Annotated in this window: 12 protein-coding genes; all 12 read right to left on the reverse strand. The window is 71.8% G+C overall.

Annotation, left to right across the window (positions count from 1 at the left end):
- Positions 1-112: 112 nt before the first annotated feature.
- Complete coding sequence (locus ABD241_RS17060) at positions 113-1,570, reverse strand: glutamate synthase subunit beta (RefSeq protein ID WP_344065423.1); 1,458 nt, start codon at positions 1,568-1,570, stop codon at positions 113-115.
- Complete coding sequence (gltB, locus tag ABD241_RS17065; RefSeq protein ID WP_344065425.1) at positions 1,563-6,128, reverse strand: glutamate synthase large subunit; 4,566 nt, start codon at positions 6,126-6,128, stop codon at positions 1,563-1,565. The genes ABD241_RS17060 and gltB overlap by 8 nt, the downstream gene beginning before the upstream one ends.
- Before the next feature lie 202 nt (positions 6,129-6,330).
- Positions 6,331-7,389: a prolipoprotein diacylglyceryl transferase gene (lgt, locus tag ABD241_RS17070; RefSeq protein WP_425580819.1), complete on the reverse strand. Its 1,059-nt coding sequence runs from the start codon at positions 7,387-7,389 to the stop codon at positions 6,331-6,333.
- Between the two features lie 2 nt (positions 7,390-7,391).
- Positions 7,392-8,192 carry a tryptophan synthase subunit alpha gene (gene trpA / locus ABD241_RS17075; protein ID WP_344065431.1) on the reverse strand — a complete coding sequence of 267 codons (801 nt, stop codon included), beginning with the start codon at positions 8,190-8,192 and terminating at the stop codon, positions 7,392-7,394.
- Complete coding sequence (gene trpB, locus ABD241_RS17080; RefSeq protein WP_344065435.1) at positions 8,189-9,508, reverse strand: tryptophan synthase subunit beta; 1,320 nt, start codon at positions 9,506-9,508, stop codon at positions 8,189-8,191. The genes trpA and trpB overlap by 4 nt, the downstream gene beginning before the upstream one ends.
- 2 nt (positions 9,509-9,510) lie before the next feature.
- Positions 9,511-10,338: an indole-3-glycerol phosphate synthase TrpC gene (gene trpC / locus ABD241_RS17085; RefSeq protein ID WP_344065438.1), complete on the reverse strand. Its 828-nt coding sequence runs from the start codon at positions 10,336-10,338 to the stop codon at positions 9,511-9,513.
- Positions 10,339-10,343: 5 nt separating this feature from the next.
- Positions 10,344-10,613, reverse strand: a complete 270-nt coding sequence (locus ABD241_RS17090; protein ID WP_344065441.1) for an HGxxPAAW family protein — start codon at positions 10,611-10,613, stop codon at positions 10,344-10,346.
- Positions 10,614-10,669: 56 nt separating this feature from the next.
- A complete protein-coding gene (locus tag ABD241_RS17095; RefSeq protein WP_344065444.1) occupies positions 10,670-11,287 on the reverse strand; it encodes a Trp biosynthesis-associated membrane protein in 618 nt (205 codons plus the stop codon).
- Positions 11,284-12,867, reverse strand: coding sequence for an anthranilate synthase component I (locus ABD241_RS17100; protein ID WP_344065447.1), 1,584 nt, complete (start codon positions 12,865-12,867; stop codon positions 11,284-11,286). Before ABD241_RS17100 ends, ABD241_RS17095 begins: the two co-directional genes overlap by 4 nt.
- A 411-nt stretch (positions 12,868-13,278) precedes the next feature.
- On the reverse strand, positions 13,279-13,677 hold the full coding sequence (gene hisI, locus ABD241_RS17105) for a phosphoribosyl-AMP cyclohydrolase (RefSeq protein ID WP_344065450.1): 399 nt from the start codon (positions 13,675-13,677) through the stop codon (positions 13,279-13,281).
- A gap of 22 nt (positions 13,678-13,699) precedes the next feature.
- Complete coding sequence (locus tag ABD241_RS17110; RefSeq protein ID WP_344065453.1) at positions 13,700-15,511, reverse strand: ABC transporter ATP-binding protein; 1,812 nt, start codon at positions 15,509-15,511, stop codon at positions 13,700-13,702.
- Positions 15,508-17,373: an ABC transporter ATP-binding protein gene (locus ABD241_RS17115; RefSeq protein ID WP_344065456.1), complete on the reverse strand. Its 1,866-nt coding sequence runs from the start codon at positions 17,371-17,373 to the stop codon at positions 15,508-15,510. Before ABD241_RS17115 ends, ABD241_RS17110 begins: the two co-directional genes overlap by 4 nt.
- Between the last annotated feature and the right edge of the window lie 24 nt (positions 17,374-17,397).

Below are 17,397 nucleotides of genomic sequence, written 5' to 3' on the forward strand. Positions count from 1 at the left end.
GGACGAGTGGGTTCGTACCGGGACGAGTTCGCTTGTCTCCGTGGGGAAATCATGGCCGTATGCCGTGTCGCCCAGGTGACGACACGGCATACGGCAGGTGCTGCGTGGGGTCTCAGGCGGTGAGCGGCCGGTCGGTGGGCGCGATCGGACGCGGCAGCGAGCTGCTGCCCGTCAGCCACGCATCCACCCCCGCTGCCGCGGCGCGGCCCTCGGCGATGGCCCACACGATGAGGGACTGCCCGCGGCCGGCGTCGCCGGCCACGAAGACGCCCGGGACGGAGCTCATGAACGTCTTGTCGCGCTCCACGTTGCCGCGCCCGTCGAGGGCGACCCCCAGCTGCTCGACGACGCCCGAGCGCTGCGGGCCGAGGAAGCCCATCGCGAAGAGCACGAGCTGGGCGGGGATCTCCCGCTCGGTGCCCGGCTTGGCGGTGGGCCTGCCGTCGACCATCTCGACCTCGGTGAGGCGCAGCGCAGCGACGTTGCCCTCGTCGTCGCCGACGAACTCGGTGGTGCTGACGGCGTAGATCCGCTCGCCGCCCTCCTCGTGCGCGCTCGCGACGCGGTAGAGCATCGGGTAGGTCGGCCACGGCTGGCCGGCGGGGCGGTCCTCACCCGGCTGCGGCATGATCTCGAGGCTCGTGACCGAGGCGGCGCCCTGGCGGTGCGCGGTACCGATGCAGTCGGCGCCGGTGTCGCCACCACCGATGACGACGACGTGCTTGCCGGTGGCGAGAATCTGGTCCTCGACCTGCTCGCCGAGCGCTGCCCGGTTGCCCTGCGGGAGGTAGTCCATCGCCTGGTGGATGCCGCCCAGCTTCCGACCCGGGACGTCGAGGTCGCGCGGGACCGTGGCGCCGAGCGCGAGGACGACGGCGTCGTAGCGGTCGCGCAGCTGGCGGCCGGTGATGTCGGCGCCGACGTCGACCCCGTTGCGGAAGCGGGTGCCCTCGGCGCCCATCTGCTCGAGGCGGCGGTCGAGGACCGACTTCTCCATCTTGAACTCGGGGATCCCGTAGCGCAGCAGGCCGCCCGGCTTGTCGGCCCGCTCGAAGACGGCCACGGTGTGACCGGCCCGCGTGAGCTGCTGCGCGGCAGCCAGTCCTGCGGGGCCCGAGCCGACGACCGCGACGGTCTTGCCGGAGAGGCGCTCCGGCGGCAGCGGCGTCACGAGCCCCTCGTCGAAGGCCCGCTCGATCGTCGTCACCTCGACCTGCTTGATCGTCACGGCCGGCTGGTTGATGCCGAGCACACAGGCCGTCTCGCAGGGCGCCGGGCACAGCCGTCCGGTGAACTCCGGGAAGTTGTTCGTCGCGTGGAGGCGCTCGATCGCGTCGGCCCAGTCGCCCTTCCAGGCGAAGTTGTTCCACTCGGGGATGAGGTTGCCGAGCGGGCAGCCGGAGTGGCAGAAGGGGATGCCGCAGTCCATGCAGCGGCCGGCCTGGCGCTGGAGCTGCCCGAGCTGCTGCTCCTCGTAGACCTCCTTCCAGTCCCGGATGCGCACGGGCACGGGTCGGCGGGCCGGGAGCTCGCGCTCGCGGGTGGTGAGAAAGCCCTGGGGGTCAGCCACGGGAAGCCTCCATGATCCGGTTCCACACGTCGGGTCCGTCGAGGTCGAGGCCCTGTTGCTCCGCCTGCGCCCGCACGTCGAGCACACGCTGGTAGTCGCGCGGCAGCACGAGCGTGAACCGCTCGCGCGCGCTCGCCCAGTCGTCGAGCAGCTTGCGGGCCACCGGCGACTCGGTCCACCGCACGTGGGCCTCGAGAAGGCCCCGCAGCGGCTCGTCGTCCTCCTCACGCAGCGGGAGGAGGTCGACCATCTCGGGGTTGACGAGGCGCGGGTCGAGGTCGAGGACGTACGCCACACCGCCGGACATGCCGGCGGCGAAGTTGCGCCCGGTCTGGCCGAGGACGACCGCGACGCCGCCGGTCATGTACTCGCAGCCGTGGTCGCCCACTCCCTCGACGACGGCCTCGGCGCCGGAGTTGCGCACGCAGAAGCGCTCGCCCACCACGCCGCGCAGGAAGAGCTGGCCGGTCGTGGCTCCGTAGGCGATGACGTTGCCGCCGATGACGTTCTCCTCGGCCACGAGCGCGGCGTCACGGTGGGGCCGCACGACGACCCGCCCACCGGAGAGGCCCTTGCCGACGTAGTCGTTGGCGTCGCCGAAGAGCTGCATCGTCACACCGGCCGGCAGGAACGCCCCGAAGGACTGCCCGCCCGAGCCGGTCATCGTCAGCTCGATGGTGTTGTCGGCCAGCCCGTGCGGGTGCGACTTGGTGACGTGGTGCCCGAGCATCGTGCCGACGGTGCGGTTGACGTTGCGCACGGCGATCTGGGTGCGCACCTGCTCCCCCGTCTCGATGGCCGGCAGCGCGCGGCTCAGCAGCTCGTTGTCGAGTGCCTTGTCCAGGGCGTGGTCCTGGGCGGCCGACTGGTGGAGGGTGCCGCCGGTCGGGTTGTCGGCGACGGCGAGGATCGGGCTGAGGTCGAGGCCGGAGGCCTTCCAGTGCGCGATCGCCTTGTCGAGGTCGAGGCTGCTGACCTGCCCGACGGCCTCCTCGATGGAGCGGAAGCCGAGGTAGGCGAGGTGCTCGCGGACCTCCTGGGCGATGTACTCGAAGAAGGTCTCGACGAACTCGGGCTTGCCGGAGAAGCGGGCGCGCAGCTCGGGGTTCTGGGTGGCGATGCCGACCGGACAGGTGTCGAGGTGGCAGACGCGCATCATGATGCAGCCCGAGACGACGAGCGGTGCGGTGGCGAAACCGAACTCCTCGGCGCCGAGGAGCGCCGCGATGACGACGTCGCGTCCCGTCTTGAGCTGGCCGTCGACCTGGACGACGATCCGGTCGCGCAGGCCGTTGAGGACGAGCGTCTGCTGGGCCTCGGCGAGGCCGAGCTCCCACGGGGCGCCGGCGTGCTTGAGCGAGGTGAGCGGGCTGGCACCGGTGCCGCCGTCGTGGCCCGAGACGAGCACGACGTCGGCGTGCGCCTTGGACACCCCGGCCGCGACGGTGCCCACGCCGATCTCGGAGACGAGCTTGACGTGGATGCGGGCGCCCGGGTTGGCGTTCTTGAGGTCGTGGATCAGCTGCGCCAGGTCCTCGATCGAGTAGATGTCGTGGTGCGGCGGCGGAGAGATGAGGCCGACGCCCGGGGTCGAGTGCCGGGTCTTGGCCACCCACGGGTAGACCTTGTGGCCGGGCAGCTGCCCGCCCTCGCCGGGCTTGGCCCCCTGGGCCATCTTGATCTGGATGTCGTCGGCGTGCGTCAGGTAGAGGCTCGTCACGCCGAAGCGGCCCGAGGCCACCTGCTTGACGGCCGAGCGGCGCTCGGGGTCGAGGAGGCGCTCGACGTCCTCGCCGCCCTCGCCGGTGTTGGAGCGGCCGCCGAGGCGGTTCATCGCGACGGCGAGCGTCTCGTGCGCCTCCTGCGAGATGGAGCCGTAGCTCATGGCACCGGTGTTGAAGCGCTTGACGATCTCGCTGACCGGCTCGACCTCCTCGATCGGCACGGGCAGGCGCCCGGTGACGCCGGTGGGCTTGAAGCCCATCAGGCCACGCAGCGTCATCAGCCGCGAGCTCTGGTCGTCGACGCGGTCGGTGTACTGCTTGAAGATGTCGTAGCGGCGCTGGCGGGTCGAGTGCTGCAGTCGGAAGACGGTCTCGGGGTCGAAGAGGTGCGGCTCGCCCTCGCGACGCCACTGGTACTCGCCGCCGACCTCGAGGGTGCGGTGCGGCTGGTGGACGCCGTCCAGGGGGTAGGCCCGGGCGTGGCGCTCGGCCGTCTCGCGGGCGATGACGTCGAGCCCGACACCGCCGAGCTGCGACACCGTGCCGGTGAAGTAGCGGTCGACGAGCGCCTGCGACAGGCCGATGGCCTCGAAGACCTGGGCGCCGCGGTAGGAGGCGACCGTGGAGATGCCCATCTTCGACATCACCTTCAGGACGCCCTTGCCGAGGGCCTTGATGAGGTTGGCGACGGCCTTCTCGGCCGTCACGCCCTCGATCTCGCCGGCGCGGACGAGGTCCTCGACGGTCTCCATGGCGAGGTACGGGTTGACCGCGGCCGCGCCGTAGCCGATGAGCAGCGCGACGTGGTGCACCTCGCGGACGTCGCCGGCCTCGACGAGCAGGCCCACCTGGGTGCGGGTCTTCTCGCGGATGAGGTGGTGGTGCACGGCTGCCGTCAGCAGCAGCGACGGGATGGGCGCGAGGTCGCGGCCCGAGTCGCGGTCGGACAGGACCACGAACCGCGCGCCGCGCGAGATCGCCTGGGACACCTCGGCGAAGATCTCCTCGAGGCGGTCGCGCATCGCGGCCGCGCCGCCGGAGACGTCGTAGAGGCCGCGCACGACGTGCGTCGCGTAGCCGGGGAGGTCACCGTCGGCGTTGATGTGCACGATCTTGGCGAGCTCGTCGTTGTCGATGACCGGGAAGTCGAGGACGAGCTGGCGGGCGTGGCTCGGCGAGGCCGACAGGGCGTTGCCCTCGGGGCCCATGTAGGTGCCGAGCGAGGTGACGAGCTCCTCGCGGATCGCGTCGAGGGGCGGGTTGGTCACCTGGGCGAAGAGCTGGGTGAAGTAGTCGAAGAGCAGCCGCGGCCGCGACGACAGGACGGCGATCGGGGTGTCGGTGCCCATCGAGCCGAGGGCCTCGCCGCCGGACTTCGCCATCGGCGTCAGCAGGATGCGCAGCTCCTCGGTGGTGTAGCCGAAGGTCTGCTGGCGACGGGCCACGGAGGCGGCGGTGTGCACGATGTGCTCGCGCTCGGGCAGGTCCTCGAGGCGGATCAGGCCCGCGTGCAGCCACTCGGCGTACGGCTTGGCGGCGGCGAGCTGGCTCTTGATCTCCTCGTCGCTGACGATCCGGCCGTGCTCGGTGTCGACGAGGAACATCTTGCCGGGCTGCAGGCGGCCCCGCTGGACGATGGTGCTCGGGTCGAGCTCGAGCACCCCGGACTCGGAGGCGAGCACGACGAGGCCGTCGTTCGTCACGGTGTAGCGGCCCGGGCGCAGGCCGTTGCGGTCGAGCACCGCACCGACGAGCGTGCCGTCGCTGAAGCAGACGTTGGCCGGCCCGTCCCACGGCTCCATGAAGGTCGAGTGGAACTCGTAGAACGCCTTGCGCGCCGGGTCCATCGTGGCGTGGTTCTCCCACGCCTCGGGGATCATCATGAGGACGGCGTGCGGGAGGGAGCGCCCACCGAGGTGGAGCAGCTCGAGCACCTCGTCGAAGCTCGCCGAGTCCGAGGCGTCCGGGGTGCAGACCGGGAAGATCCGCTCGAGGTCGCCCGGGATGATGTCGGAGGTCAGCAGGCTCTCGCGGGCGTGCATCCAGTTGCGGTTGCCCTTGACGGTGTTGATCTCGCCGTTGTGCGCGATGAACCGGTACGGGTGCGCGAGCGGCCACGACGGGAAGGTGTTGGTCGAGAAGCGCGAGTGCACGAGGGCCAGCTCGCTGGCGAACCGCGGGTCGGACAGGTCGGGGAAGAAGGGCTCGAGCTGACCGGTCGTGAGCATGCCCTTGTAGACGATGGTGCGCGAGCTCAGCGAGGCGAAGTAGACGTTCAGCTCGTGCTCGGCGCGCTTGCGGAGGCAGAAGGCGAGGCGGTCGAGGCCCAGGGCCACCTGGCGGCCGATGGAGCTGCTGACGAAGAGCTGCTCGAAGTGCGGCATGCACTGGCGGGCGACGGCGCCGACCAGCTCGGCCTCGACCGGGACCTCGCGCCAGCCGAGGACCTTGAGGTTCTCGGCCACGGCGAGCTCCTCGATGCGGGCCTTGGTCGTGGCCCGCTCCTCGGGGTCCCGGGGCAGGAAGGCCAGCCCGGCGGCATACGCCCCGTTGTTGGGCAGCGTGAACGGGACGGTCGCCCGGAAGAACTCGTCGGGGATCTGGACGAGGATGCCGGCGCCGTCGCCGACCGCCGGGTCGGCACCGGTGGCCCCCCGGTGGTCGAGGTTGCGCAGCGCGGTGAGGGCGTGGTCGACGATGTCGTGCCCCGCGCTCCCTCGCATCGTCGCGACCATCGCGACACCACAGGCGTCGTGCTCGAACTCGCGGCGGTACAGACCGGAGTTCTCCGGGTGTGCACTGAAGAGGGCGGGGGTGCGGGTGTGCGGCGGCATCTTCACCGTCCTTCTGCTGGGTCCCAGGCGGGCGACCGCGACAGGGCCACGCGACATGACTGAGGGCATGTGGACGGCACTGGCCACAGGCGTTGGCGACGACGATATCGGAGGGACCGCCCGTCCTACCTGTTGATACGGCGAATTCCGAATGCTGAGACATCGTGCTCATCCAGACGCTTCGGACGAGTCGGGCGGCGCCTCAGGACTGGGCCGGACGCTTCCCGGCCGACTCCTCCGACTCGGCGTCGTTCGGCCCGTCGTGGCCCGTCTCGACCGCAGGATCTTCGGTGCCGGCCTCCGGGCTCGAGGGCTCGGGGCTGCGACCGCCGGACGGTTCGGTGACGGGAGCGCCCTCCTCGTCGGTGCTTTCCGGTCCCGACGGCACGGCCGGCTGGCTCATCCGGCCGAACCGGCGCCAGAGATAGAGGCCGAGCAGGAAGACGAGGATCGAGACCCACGTGTTGACCCGCTGGCCGAGGATGTGGTTCGCGCTGTCGCTGCGCATGTTCTCGATGACGATGCGCCCCACGGGGTAGCCCATGACGTAGGCGGCGAAGACCTGACCGGACTTGAGAGGCCGGCGGTGCCCGAGCCAGATGAGGAAGGCTGCGAGCAGCAGGCACCACAGCGCCTCGTAGAGGAACGTCGGGTGGAAGTAGCCCTTGACCACGGGGTTGCCCTGGGCGTCCGTGACCGCGCGACCGAGCGAGCCGTCCCACTCGTAGATCCGCAGCTTCCACGGCAGGTCGGTCGGCGCGCCGTAGATCTCGTTGTTGAACCAGTTGCCGAAGCGCCCCATGGCCTGGGCGATCGCCAGGCCCGGGGCGGCGGCGTCGACGAAGTCACGGAACGCGACGCCGTTCTTGCGGCACCCGATCCAGGCCCCCACCGCCCCGAGCGCCACCGCGCCCCAGATGCCGAGGCCGCCCTCGTAGATGGCGAACGCCTTCCACGGGTCGCCGCCCTCGCCGAAGTACGGCTGCGGCGTGGTGATGAGGTGGTAGAGACGCCCGCCCAGGATGCCGAACGGCACGGCCCAGGCGGAGATGTCGATGGCCACGCCCTTGCGGTGCCCGCGCGCCTCGAGCCGCTTCTGCGTCAGCCACACGGCCACGACGATGCCGGCGAGGATGCACATGGCGTACCCGCGGATCGGCAGCGGACCCAGGTGCCACACGCCCACGCTCGGTGACGGGATCTCGGCCGGCAGGGCCGACCCGAGCACGCTGGGCAGGACGGCAGGTGCGCTGCCGATCAGGCTCACGACCGGCTCCGCCGGACGCCTTCGGCGAGCTCACGGGCGAGGGCGCCGAGGGCCTCGAGGCCCTCCTGCTCGGACGCGGCCTCGGTGAGGCAGCGCACGAGGGCGGAGCCGACGATGACACCGTCGGCGAACCGTCCCACCTCGGCAGCCTGGTCGCCGGTGGAGACACCGAGCCCCACGCACACCGGCAGGTCGGTGTGCTCTCGCGTGCGGGAGACGAGCGCGTCGGCGGCCTCGCCGACACTCGCACGTGCGCCCGTGACACCCATGACGGCGGTGGCGTAGACGAACCCGCGGCAGGCGGACGTGACGGCCTCGAGGCGCTCAGGGGTGGAGCTGGGAGCGACGAGGAAGACCTTGTCGAGGTCGTGCGCGTCGGCGGCCGCGATCCACTCGCCGGCCTCGTCGGGGATGAGGTCCGGCGTGATGAGGCCCGCTCCCCCGGCGGCCGCGAGATCGGCGGCGAAGTGCTCCACGCCGTAGCGCAGGACGGGGTTCCAGTACGTCATGACGAGGGCCCCCGCACCCGCTCCCGAGACCTCCCGAGCTGCGGTGAAGACGTCGCGCAGGTGCACGCCGGCGGACAGGGCGCGCACGGCGGCATCCTGGATGACCGGGCCGTCCATGACGGGGTCGCTGTAGGGCACGCCGATCTCGACGATGTCGACGCCGGAGTCGACGAGCACCCTCATCGCCGCGATCGAGCCCTCGACGGTGGGGAAGCCGACCGGGAGGTAGCCGATGAGCGCGGCGCGGCCGTCGGCACGGCACTTCTCGATGACCTCGGCGACGCTCACTGCTGGACCCCCATGCCCTTGGCGCCGTCGCCGGCCGGGCCGTCCAGGACGCCATCGACGGTGTCGACGGCGCCATCGGCGCTGTCGTCGGTCGGGAGGTTCGCCGGGGCGCCGTTCTCGTCGATGAGCCCGAACCACTGGGCGGCGGTGTGCACGTCCTTGTCGCCGCGACCGGAGAGGTTGACGAGCAGCACGGCGTCGGGGCCGAGCTCGCGGCCGACCTTCATCGCGCCGGCGAGGGCGTGCGCGCTCTCGATGGCGGGCAGGATGCCCTCGGTGCGCGAGAGCAGCGAGAACGCCTCCATGGCCTCCTCGTCGGTGACCGGGCGGTACTCCGCACGGCCGGACTCGAGCAGGTGCGCGTGCTCCGGCCCGACGCTGGGGTAGTCGAGGCCGGCGGACACGCTGTGGGACTCGACCGTCTGGCCGTCCTCGTCCTGCATCACGTAGGTGAAGGCGCCGTGGAGCACGCCCGGGATGCCCGCCGAGAAGCGCGCCGCGTGCTTGCCGGAGGCGACACCCTCGCCGCCCGCCTCGAAGCCGATGAGCCGCACCGACTCGTCGTCGATGAAGCGGTGGAAGATGCCGATGGCGTTGGAGCCACCACCGACGCAGGCCAGGACCGCGTCGGGCAGACGACCGACGAGGTCGAGCACCTGCTGGCGTGCCTCGACCCCGATGATCCGGTGGAAGTCGCGGACCATCTCGGGGAACGGGTGCGGCCCGGTGACGGTGCCGAGGACGTAGTGCGTCGTCGAGACGTTGGCGACCCAGTCGCGGAAGGCCTCGTTGACGGCGTCCTTGAGCGTCTTGCTGCCGTTGTCGACGGGCACGACCTCGGCGCCGAGCAGGCGCATCCGGGCGACGTTGAGCGCCTGGCGCTCGGTGTCCTTGCGGCCCATGTAGACGACGCAGTCGAGCCCGAGCAGGGCTGCGGCGGTGGCGGTGGCCACGCCGTGCTGGCCCGCGCCGGTCTCGGCGATGACGCGCGTCTTGCCCATGCGCTTGGTCAGCAGCGCCTGGCCCAGGACGTTGTTGATCTTGTGCGAGCCGGTGTGGTTGAGGTCCTCGCGCTTGAGGATGACCCGCGCGCCGCCGCAGTGCTCGGCGAAGCGGGGCACCTCGGTGATGATGCTGGGCCGGCCGGTGTAGGTGCGCTGGAGGCGCTCGAGCTCGCCGACGAACTCGGGGTCGACCACGGCCTTGCGCCACACCTCCTCGAGCTGCTCGAGCGCGGGGATGAGGGCCTCGGGGACGTAGCGTCCGCCGAAACCGCCGAAGCGACCGTATGCCGGCACGTTGGATGTCGTGGTCATGCTCACTCTCCTGCCGCGCCGGCCCGGGCGGCGGCCCGGACCTCGGACGCGGCGTCGATGAAGGCGCGGATCGCCGTCTCGGGCGCGCCGTCCTTGACGAGGGCCTCGCCCACGAGCACGGCCCCGGCCCCGGCCCGCACGTAGCGGGCGACGTCGGCGGGGCCTCCGACGCCGGACTCCGCCACCCCGACGATGTGGTCGGGGATGCGGGGCAGCAGGTCGGTGACGGTGCGGGGGTCGACCTCGAGGGTCTTGAGGTTGCGGGCGTTGACGCCGACCAGGGCGGGGTCGAGCGCGAGGGCGCGGTCGAGCTCGGCCGCGTCGTGCACCTCGACGAGGGTCGTCATGCCGAGCTCGCGGGCCTGGTCGGACAGGTCACGCAGGAGCGCGTCGTCGAGCGCCGCGACGATGAGCAGGACGAGGTCGGCACCGTGCACCCGGGCCTCGGTCACCTGGTAGGGGTCCACCATGAAGTCCTTGCGCAGCAAGGGGGTCCGCACGGCGGCGCGGACCTCGTCGAGGTCGGCCAGGCTGCCGGAGAACCGGCGCTCCTCGGTGAGCACGCTGATGGCGCTCGCTCCCCCGGCGGCATACGACCTCGCCAGCAGGCCGGGCTCGGGGATGTCGGCGAGCGCGCCCTTGCTGGGGCTCGACCGCTTGACCTCCGCGATGACGGCCACGCCCTCGGCGGACCGGATGCCGGGCATCGGGTCGAGCGCGGGCGCGACCTCGGACAGGCGCGACTCGAGCGCACCGACCGGCAGGGCGGCACGACGGCGCCCGAGATCCTCGCGGACGCCGCTGATGATCCCGTCGAGAACCGTGGGCACCGCTCTCAGCTCTTGCCGAGGGTCTGGGCGCCTGCCTCGTCGGGGGCGTCGATCGACGACCCGGCCTGGGCGTGGTGCGCATCCGCGCCGTAGCCGGCCATGGAGAGCACCTTGCCGGCGACGACGCCCGCGATGATGATGACGGCCCCGATGATGCCCAGGAGGACGCTCGGGATCGCGACTCCGACCGCGGCGACGGCAGCACCGACCAGGATGACGCCGACCCCCGTCCACGCGGCGGTGCTGTGGCCGTGGTCCTCGTGCTGCTCTTCCATGGCGTCCTCTCTCGTCAGGTCGGTCCGGCCGGGGCGAGCCGGCCCGGACCATTCTGTCAGGTCTCGTCGGAGTCGTTGTCCAGGGTCGGGTCCCGGCCCTCGGACAGCTCGTCCCAGGTCGTGCGCACCTCTCCGCGGGGACCGCTGGCCGGCTTCTCGCCGCGCTCGTAACGGCTCGAGAGCCCCGCCCAGGAGCGACTCGACAGGGCGGTGGCGACGGCACCAGCGGCCAGCAGCAGCGCCGCCCCGACCGCGAGCCACGCCCAGATCGTGGTCGAGCCGGTGGCCGCAGGAGCGGTCGTGCGGGCCAGCTCACGCGCGACGGCCTCGGCGACCGTGGCGACCGGCCGGAGCGCCACGAGCACCGTCATGACGAGGGCCCCGAGCGACGCGAGCACCAGCACGACCGCCGCGACCGCCCGGATGACGCGCCCGCCGGTCATGAGACCGAGGAGGGCGACGACGCATACGGCCAGCAGGCCCACGACGCCTGGGGCGGCGGTGCTGCCGCTGACCTCCGTGACGGCCTGGCTGAGGACGTCCCTCGACTCCCCGCTCGCCCACGGCCGGGTGGTGAGGGCGAGGAGCACGGCTGCCGGGACGAGGACGGCGAGGGCGGCGCGCTTCTTGTCGAGCGCCCTCCCCCGCGTCGGCCCGACGGTCGCGGCCGTCACGAGCCGTCACCGCGCAGGGGCCGCAACCCCGCGGCCGCGGCGACCGCGCGCAGGGCGGCGGCGGCCTTGTTGACCGTCTCCTCGTACTCGAGGTGCGGGACCGAGTCGGCGACGATGCCCGCGCCGGCCTGCACGTGGGCGAGGCCGTCCTTGATGAGGGCGGTGCGGATCGCGATGGCCATGTCGAGGTCGCCGGCGAAGTCGAGGTAGCCGACCACGCCGCCGTAGAGCCCGCGGCGCAGGCCCTCGTAGGCGTCGATGAGCGCCATGGCGCGCGGCTTCGGCGCCCCGCTCAGGGTGCCGGCCGGGAAGGTCGCCACGAGCGCGTCGTAGGCGCTCCGGTCGTCGCGCAGGTCGCCCACGACGGTGGACTCGATGTGCATGATGTGGCTGTAGCGGCGGATCGACATGAAGTCGACGGTGTCCACCGTGCCGGCGCGGCAGATGCGCTGCAGGTCGTTGCGGGCGAGGTCGACGAGCATGAGGTGCTCCGCCCGCTCCTTCGCGTCGCCGAGCAGCTCCTCGGCCAGGTGGTGGTCGTGGTCGGGCGTCTTGCCGCGCGGCCGCGAGCCGGCAATCGGGTGGGTGATGGCCTGACGGCCGGTGACCTTGATGAGCGCCTCGGGGCTCGAGCCGACGATGTCGTAGGCCGTGCCGTCGGGGTGCGGCAGCCGCAGGAGGTACATGTAGGGGCTGGGATTGCTGACGCGCAGGGCCCGGTAGACGTCGAGGGCGTCGGCCTCGCACGGCACGGTGAAGCGCTGCGAGACGACGATCTGGAAGGCCTCCCCGGCGCGGATCGCCTCCTTGGCCTCCTCGACCATCTCCTCGAACTGCGGCTGGGTGTGGCTGCTCGTCGGGGTGCTCTCGATGGGCTCGATGGTGGCCACGGTGCTCGGGGCGGGCGCGGCGAGCTCCTCGGTCATCCGGTCGAGCCGGCTGACGGCGTCGGCCCAGGCCTCCTCGATGCGCTCGTCGGTGGCGTCGTGGTTGACGGCGTTGGCGACGAGCAGCAGCGAGCCGTCGCTGTGGTCGAAGACGGCGAGGTCCGTGGCGAGCATCATCGCCACCTCCGGCAGGTCGAGGTCGTCACGGCCACCGTCGGGGACCCTCTCCCAGCGCCGGACCGCGTCGTAGGTGATCGCGCCGACGAGGCCGCCGGTGAGCGGCGGGAGCCCGGGGGTGCGCGGCGTCGCCAGGGCCGCGACGGTGTCGCGCACCGCCTCGGTGGGGTCGCCGTCGGTGGGCAGCCCGACCGGCGGCTCGCCGATCCAGTACGCCTGCCCGTCCTTCTCCGTCAGCGTCGCGGCGCTCCGGGCGCCCACGATGGAGTAGCGCGACCAGACACCGCCGTGCTCCGCGGACTCGAGCAGGAAGGTCCCCGGCTCGTCCTTGGCGAGCTTGCGGTAGACCCCGACGGGCGTCTCGGCGTCCGCGAGGAGGCGGCGCACGACGGGGATGACGCGGCGGTGCTCCAGGGCGAGCTCGGTGAAGACCTCGAGGCTCGGCCAGGTCTGCCCCCACGCGAGATCGGCGTGCGGGGCGGGCGCGGCGGCGAGCGAGGTGTTCGAGTCGGGCACCGAGCCATTCTGGCCCACCGGGTCGTATGCCGTGTCGCCGGCTCGGCCGTCGAGAGGCCACGTGTGGCCGCCCCATCACCGTCGAAAGGCCACGTGTTGCCGCTCCTTCACCGTCGAAAGGCCAGTTGTGGCCGCTTCTTCACCGTCGAAAGGCCACGTGTGGCCGCTTCTTCGCCGTCGAAAGGCCACGTGTGGCCGCTTCTTCGCCGTCGAAAGGCCAGGCGGCCCCGGGCAGCGACTCATCTCTCTCGAGAACGTTCGGCCACAACCGGCCTTTCGACGCTCCTGAGGCGGCCGAACATGGCCTCTCGACGGTCAGCAGGCGGCCGAACGTGGCCTTTCGACGGTCAGCAGGCGGCCGAATATGGCCTTTCGACGGTCAGGAGGCGGCCGAACGTGGCCTTTCGACGGTCAGGGGGTGGTGGCGGGGGTGCCGACGGTGGCAGGCAGGACCCGCGCGTCGAAGCAGGTGCGGTCACCGGTGTGGCAGGCGGCTCCCACCTGGTCGACGGACACGAGCAGCGCGTCCCCGTCGCAGTCGAGGCGAACGCCCTTGACCCACTGGACGTGGCCGCTCGTGTCGCCCTTGCGCCAGTACTCCTGCCGGCTGCGCGACCAGAACGTCACCCGGCCCTCTGAGAGCGTGCGGCGCAGCGCCTCGTCGTCCATCCAGCCGACCATGAGCACGTCACCGGAGTCGTGCTGCTGCACGACCGCGGCAACGAGTCCGTGCTCGTCGCGCTTGAGCAGCCCGGCGATCTGCGGGTCGAGGGCGGTCGGGTCGGGGATGAGGTTGCTGGCGTCGGTCACCCGAACATTCTGCCGTGGACTCTCAGACGGCTTGCTGCTGGGCGACCCACGACTCGTGCAGCTTCGCGTAGACGCCGCCCTGCCTGACGAGCTCGCTGTGCGGCCCGCGCTCGACGATGCGGCCGGCGTCGACGACGATCACCTCGTCGGCGGCCTGGGCCGTGGACAGGCGGTGCGCGATGGCGATGGACGTGCGACCGCGGGTCAGCGAGTCGAGGGCCCGCTGGAGGCGGACCTCGGTGCTCGGGTCGACCGCCGAGGTGGCCTCGTCGAGGACGAGGAGGTCGGGGTCGGCGAGGTAGGCGCGCGCGAGGGCGACGAGCTGGCGCTCGCCGGCCGACAGCGACTCGCCCCGCTGCCCGACGTCGGTCCCGAGGCCGAGCGGGAGCGTCGCCACCCAGGCGTCGAGGCCGAGCTCGGTCAGCGTGAGCCGGACGTCCTCCTCGCTCGCCTGCGGCCGGCCGAAGCGGATGTTGTCGAGCAGGGTGCCGTCGAAGAGGAAGCCCTCCTGCGGCACGAGCACGACCCGGGACCGCAACGACGAGAAGCGGATGGTGCGCAGGTCGACGCCGTCGAGCCGCACGGTGCCGCTGCTCGCGTCCATGAGGCGCGTCAACAGCTTGGCCAAGGTGGACTTGCCCGACCCGGTCTCGCCGACGATCGCCACCCGGCTGCGCGGCGCGATGGTCAGGTCGATGTCGTGCAGCACCGGCGCACCACCGGGGTAGGCGAACCCCACGCCGTCGAACTGCACGGTGATGGGACCGCGTGGCAGCGTCACCCCCTCGTCGCCCGGGTCGGCGACGTCGGCGGGGGTGTCGATGATGCCGATGACGCGGCGCCATCCGGCGACGGCGTTCTGCATCTCGTTGAGGATCTCGGTGGCCTGCTGGACCGGCTGCGTGAAGAGGTTGACGAGGAAGAGGAAGGCAAGCAGCTCGCCGAGGGTCAGGCTGCCGCCCGTCGCGAGCACCGTGCCGACCACGAGGACGACGGCAGTCGTCAGGCCCGACACCAGCTGACCCGACGTGAAGGCCACGACCGAGCGCGCCTGGGCGCCGATGGCGGCCTTGCGGTGGGACTCGACCGCGGCGTCGATGCGCTCGGCGGTGCGGTCCTCAACGGCATACGCCCGGATGGCCTGGGCACCGACGACGGCCTCGGAGATGGCGCCCAGCATGTCGCCGACCCGCTCGCGCACCTTCGTGTAGGCGCGGCCGACGATGCCCTGGAACCGTCGGATGATGACGAAGAGCGGCACGAAGCAGACCCACACCACCAGCCCGAGGAGCGGGCTATAGACGAACATCAGCACCGTCGCGAGCGAGATCTGCGCGATGTTGATCATCAGCATGAGGCCGCCGAACTGCACGAACATCGAGATCGTGTCGACGTCGCTCGTCACCCGGGAGACGAGGGAGCCGCGCCGCTCGGAGTTCTGCGTCAGCATCGCCAGGTCGTGGATGTGCCGGAACGCCTTGAGCCGCAACGTCGCCAGGCCGGTCTCGGACGAGCGGAACAGCCGGACGTTGACGAGGTAGGCCGACAGCGCGGTCACCACGACCCCCACCAGGGCGATCGCGATGTAGGTCGCCACGACCTGCATGTCCGGACCGCCGGCGGCGAGGATGCCGTCGTCGGTGATGCGCTGGACGACGAAGGGCACGAGCACCCGCCCGACGGTGGAGAGCACCGCGAGCAGCATGGTGACCCAGATGCCCTTGCGTAGCTCGGGCGAGAGCTGGACGCCGCGGCGCAGCGTCTGCCACGTGGTCAGCCCGGCGCCGGTCGCGAGCCCGTGGTGCTCGACGAGGACCTGCGAACGCGTGCTCATCGGGAGACCTCCTCGGGCGCGTCGGCGCCCAGCGTGCCGTCGGCGAGCTCCGCGTCAGCGGCGATCGCCTCGCGTTCCGCGGCTTCGCGGGCGTATGCCGTCACGAGCCGCTCGTAGCCGGGGCACCGGCCGAGCAGCTGCTCGTGCGAGCCGTGGTCGACGACGCGGCCGCCCTCGAGGTAGACGACCTCGTCGGCGAGCAGGATGGTGGCCATGCGGTAGGCGACGACGAGCACGGTCGTGCCCGAGCTCGCCTCGCGCAGCCCGGCGAGGATGGCCTGCTCGACGCTGGGGTCGACCGCCGAGGTGGCGTCGTCGAGGATCAGCAGCTGTGGCTGTCGGATGACCGCCCGGGCCAGGGCGATCCGCTGCCGCTGCCCCCCGGACAGGCTCGCGCCCCGCTCGCCGACGTGGGTGTCGAGGCCCTGGGGCAGCTTCTCGACGAAGGCCGCGCCCTGCGCGACCTGCAGCGCCCGCCAGACGCTCTCGTCGTCGTGGTCGGCCCCGAGGGTGATGTTGCCGCGGACGCTGTCGTCGAACATGAACGTCTGCTGGGCCACGAGGGCGGCCACCTCGCTGACGCCGCCACGGCGCACCTGGCGCAGGTCGGTGCCGTCGATGAGCACCGCCCCCGAGTCGGGGTCGACGAGGCGCATGACGAGGTTGGTGAGGGTCGACTTGCCGCTTCCGGTCGGACCGACGATCGCCACCGTCGAGCCGGGGGCCACGTCGAGGTCGACGTCGACGACGGCCGGGTTGCGGGCGGCCTCACCCGACTCGGACTCGATCTCGTAGGAGTAGCTGAGGCGCTCGGCCTGCAGGTGGCTGGCCGTGCCGGAGGGCAGGGACCGGTCGCCGTAGGTCATGCTGCCCTCGGCGTCGAGGACGGCCGAGACGCGGTTCCACCCCACCACGGCGCGCGGCAGCTCGGCGAGCACCCAGCCGAGCGCCCGCACGGGGAAGGCGAGGATGGAGAAGAGGTAGGCGATCTGCACGACCTGGGCCGCCGTCAGCTGCCCGCTGCTGACACGGAGGGTGCCGACGAAGAGCACGGCCAGCGTGCCGACCGTCGGGATCGCCTCGATGGCAGGGTCGAAGCGACCGCGGGTGCGACCGACCTCGATGTTGGCGTCGCGCAGCTCGTGCGTGACGGCCCGGAAGCGCTCGGTCTCCTGGTCCTCGCGGCCGAGGGACTTGACGATCAGCGCCGCCTCGAAGCTCTCGTGGGCCACCTCGGAGACGTCGGCGCGCAGCTGCTGGGCCCGGGTGACCCGCGGGGACATGGCGCGCTGGAAGGCGACGTTGGCCAGGAACAGCATGGGGAAGACGGTGAGACCGACGACGGCGAGCCATGGATCGACGACGACCATCTGGATGATGCCGAAGACGAGCATGACGACGACGCCGAGCGCCATGGGCAGCGGCGCGAAGATGTTCCACGTCGCCTCGACGTCCGCGTTGGCATTGGAGAGAAGCTGCCCTGAAGGGTGCTTGTGGTGCCAGCTGAGCGGGAGCCGGAGGTACTGGCGGGTGACCTTTCGGCGGTACATCGCGCCGAGGTTGTACATCGCCACGCCCCCGGCGATGCGGCGGCCGATGACCCCGACGATCGTGGTGAGCACGACGGCTGCCATGACCCCGCCGATGAACCACAGCTGCGACGCGGTCACGTGGTGCGCCGCGATGGCCGGCGCCACGGCCCGCTGCACGACGAAGCCGATGGCAGCCGCCGTGAGGCTCGTCATCACGCCGTAGACGACGCTGCCGAGCACGGCCAGGGCGAACCAGCGGGGCTGGCCCTTGATGCCCCGGCCGATGACGGCGAGACCCTCCCGAAGGGTCGATCTGGTCGGGACGTTCACGGTGCGCTGCTCCCCTGCTGACGT

The sequence above is a fragment of the Terrabacter lapilli genome, from assembly GCF_039531305.1.
GTDB classification, from domain to species: domain Bacteria; phylum Actinomycetota; class Actinomycetes; order Actinomycetales; family Dermatophilaceae; genus Terrabacter; species Terrabacter lapilli.

Bases quoted from the DNA above. Each gene is read 5' to 3' on its own strand.
- gltB (WP_344065425.1), bottom strand. From the start codon at position 6,128: ATGCCGCCGCACACCCGCACCCCCGCCCTCTTCAGTGCACACCCGGAG.
- trpB (WP_344065435.1), bottom strand. From the start codon at position 9,508: ATGACCACGACATCCAACGTGCCGGCATACGGTCGCTTCGGCGGTTTC.
- ABD241_RS17090 (WP_344065441.1), bottom strand. From the start codon at position 10,613: ATGGAAGAGCAGCACGAGGACCACGGCCACAGCACCGCCGCGTGGACG.
- ABD241_RS17110 (WP_344065453.1), bottom strand. From the start codon at position 15,511: ATGAGCACGCGTTCGCAGGTCCTCGTCGAGCACCACGGGCTCGCGACC.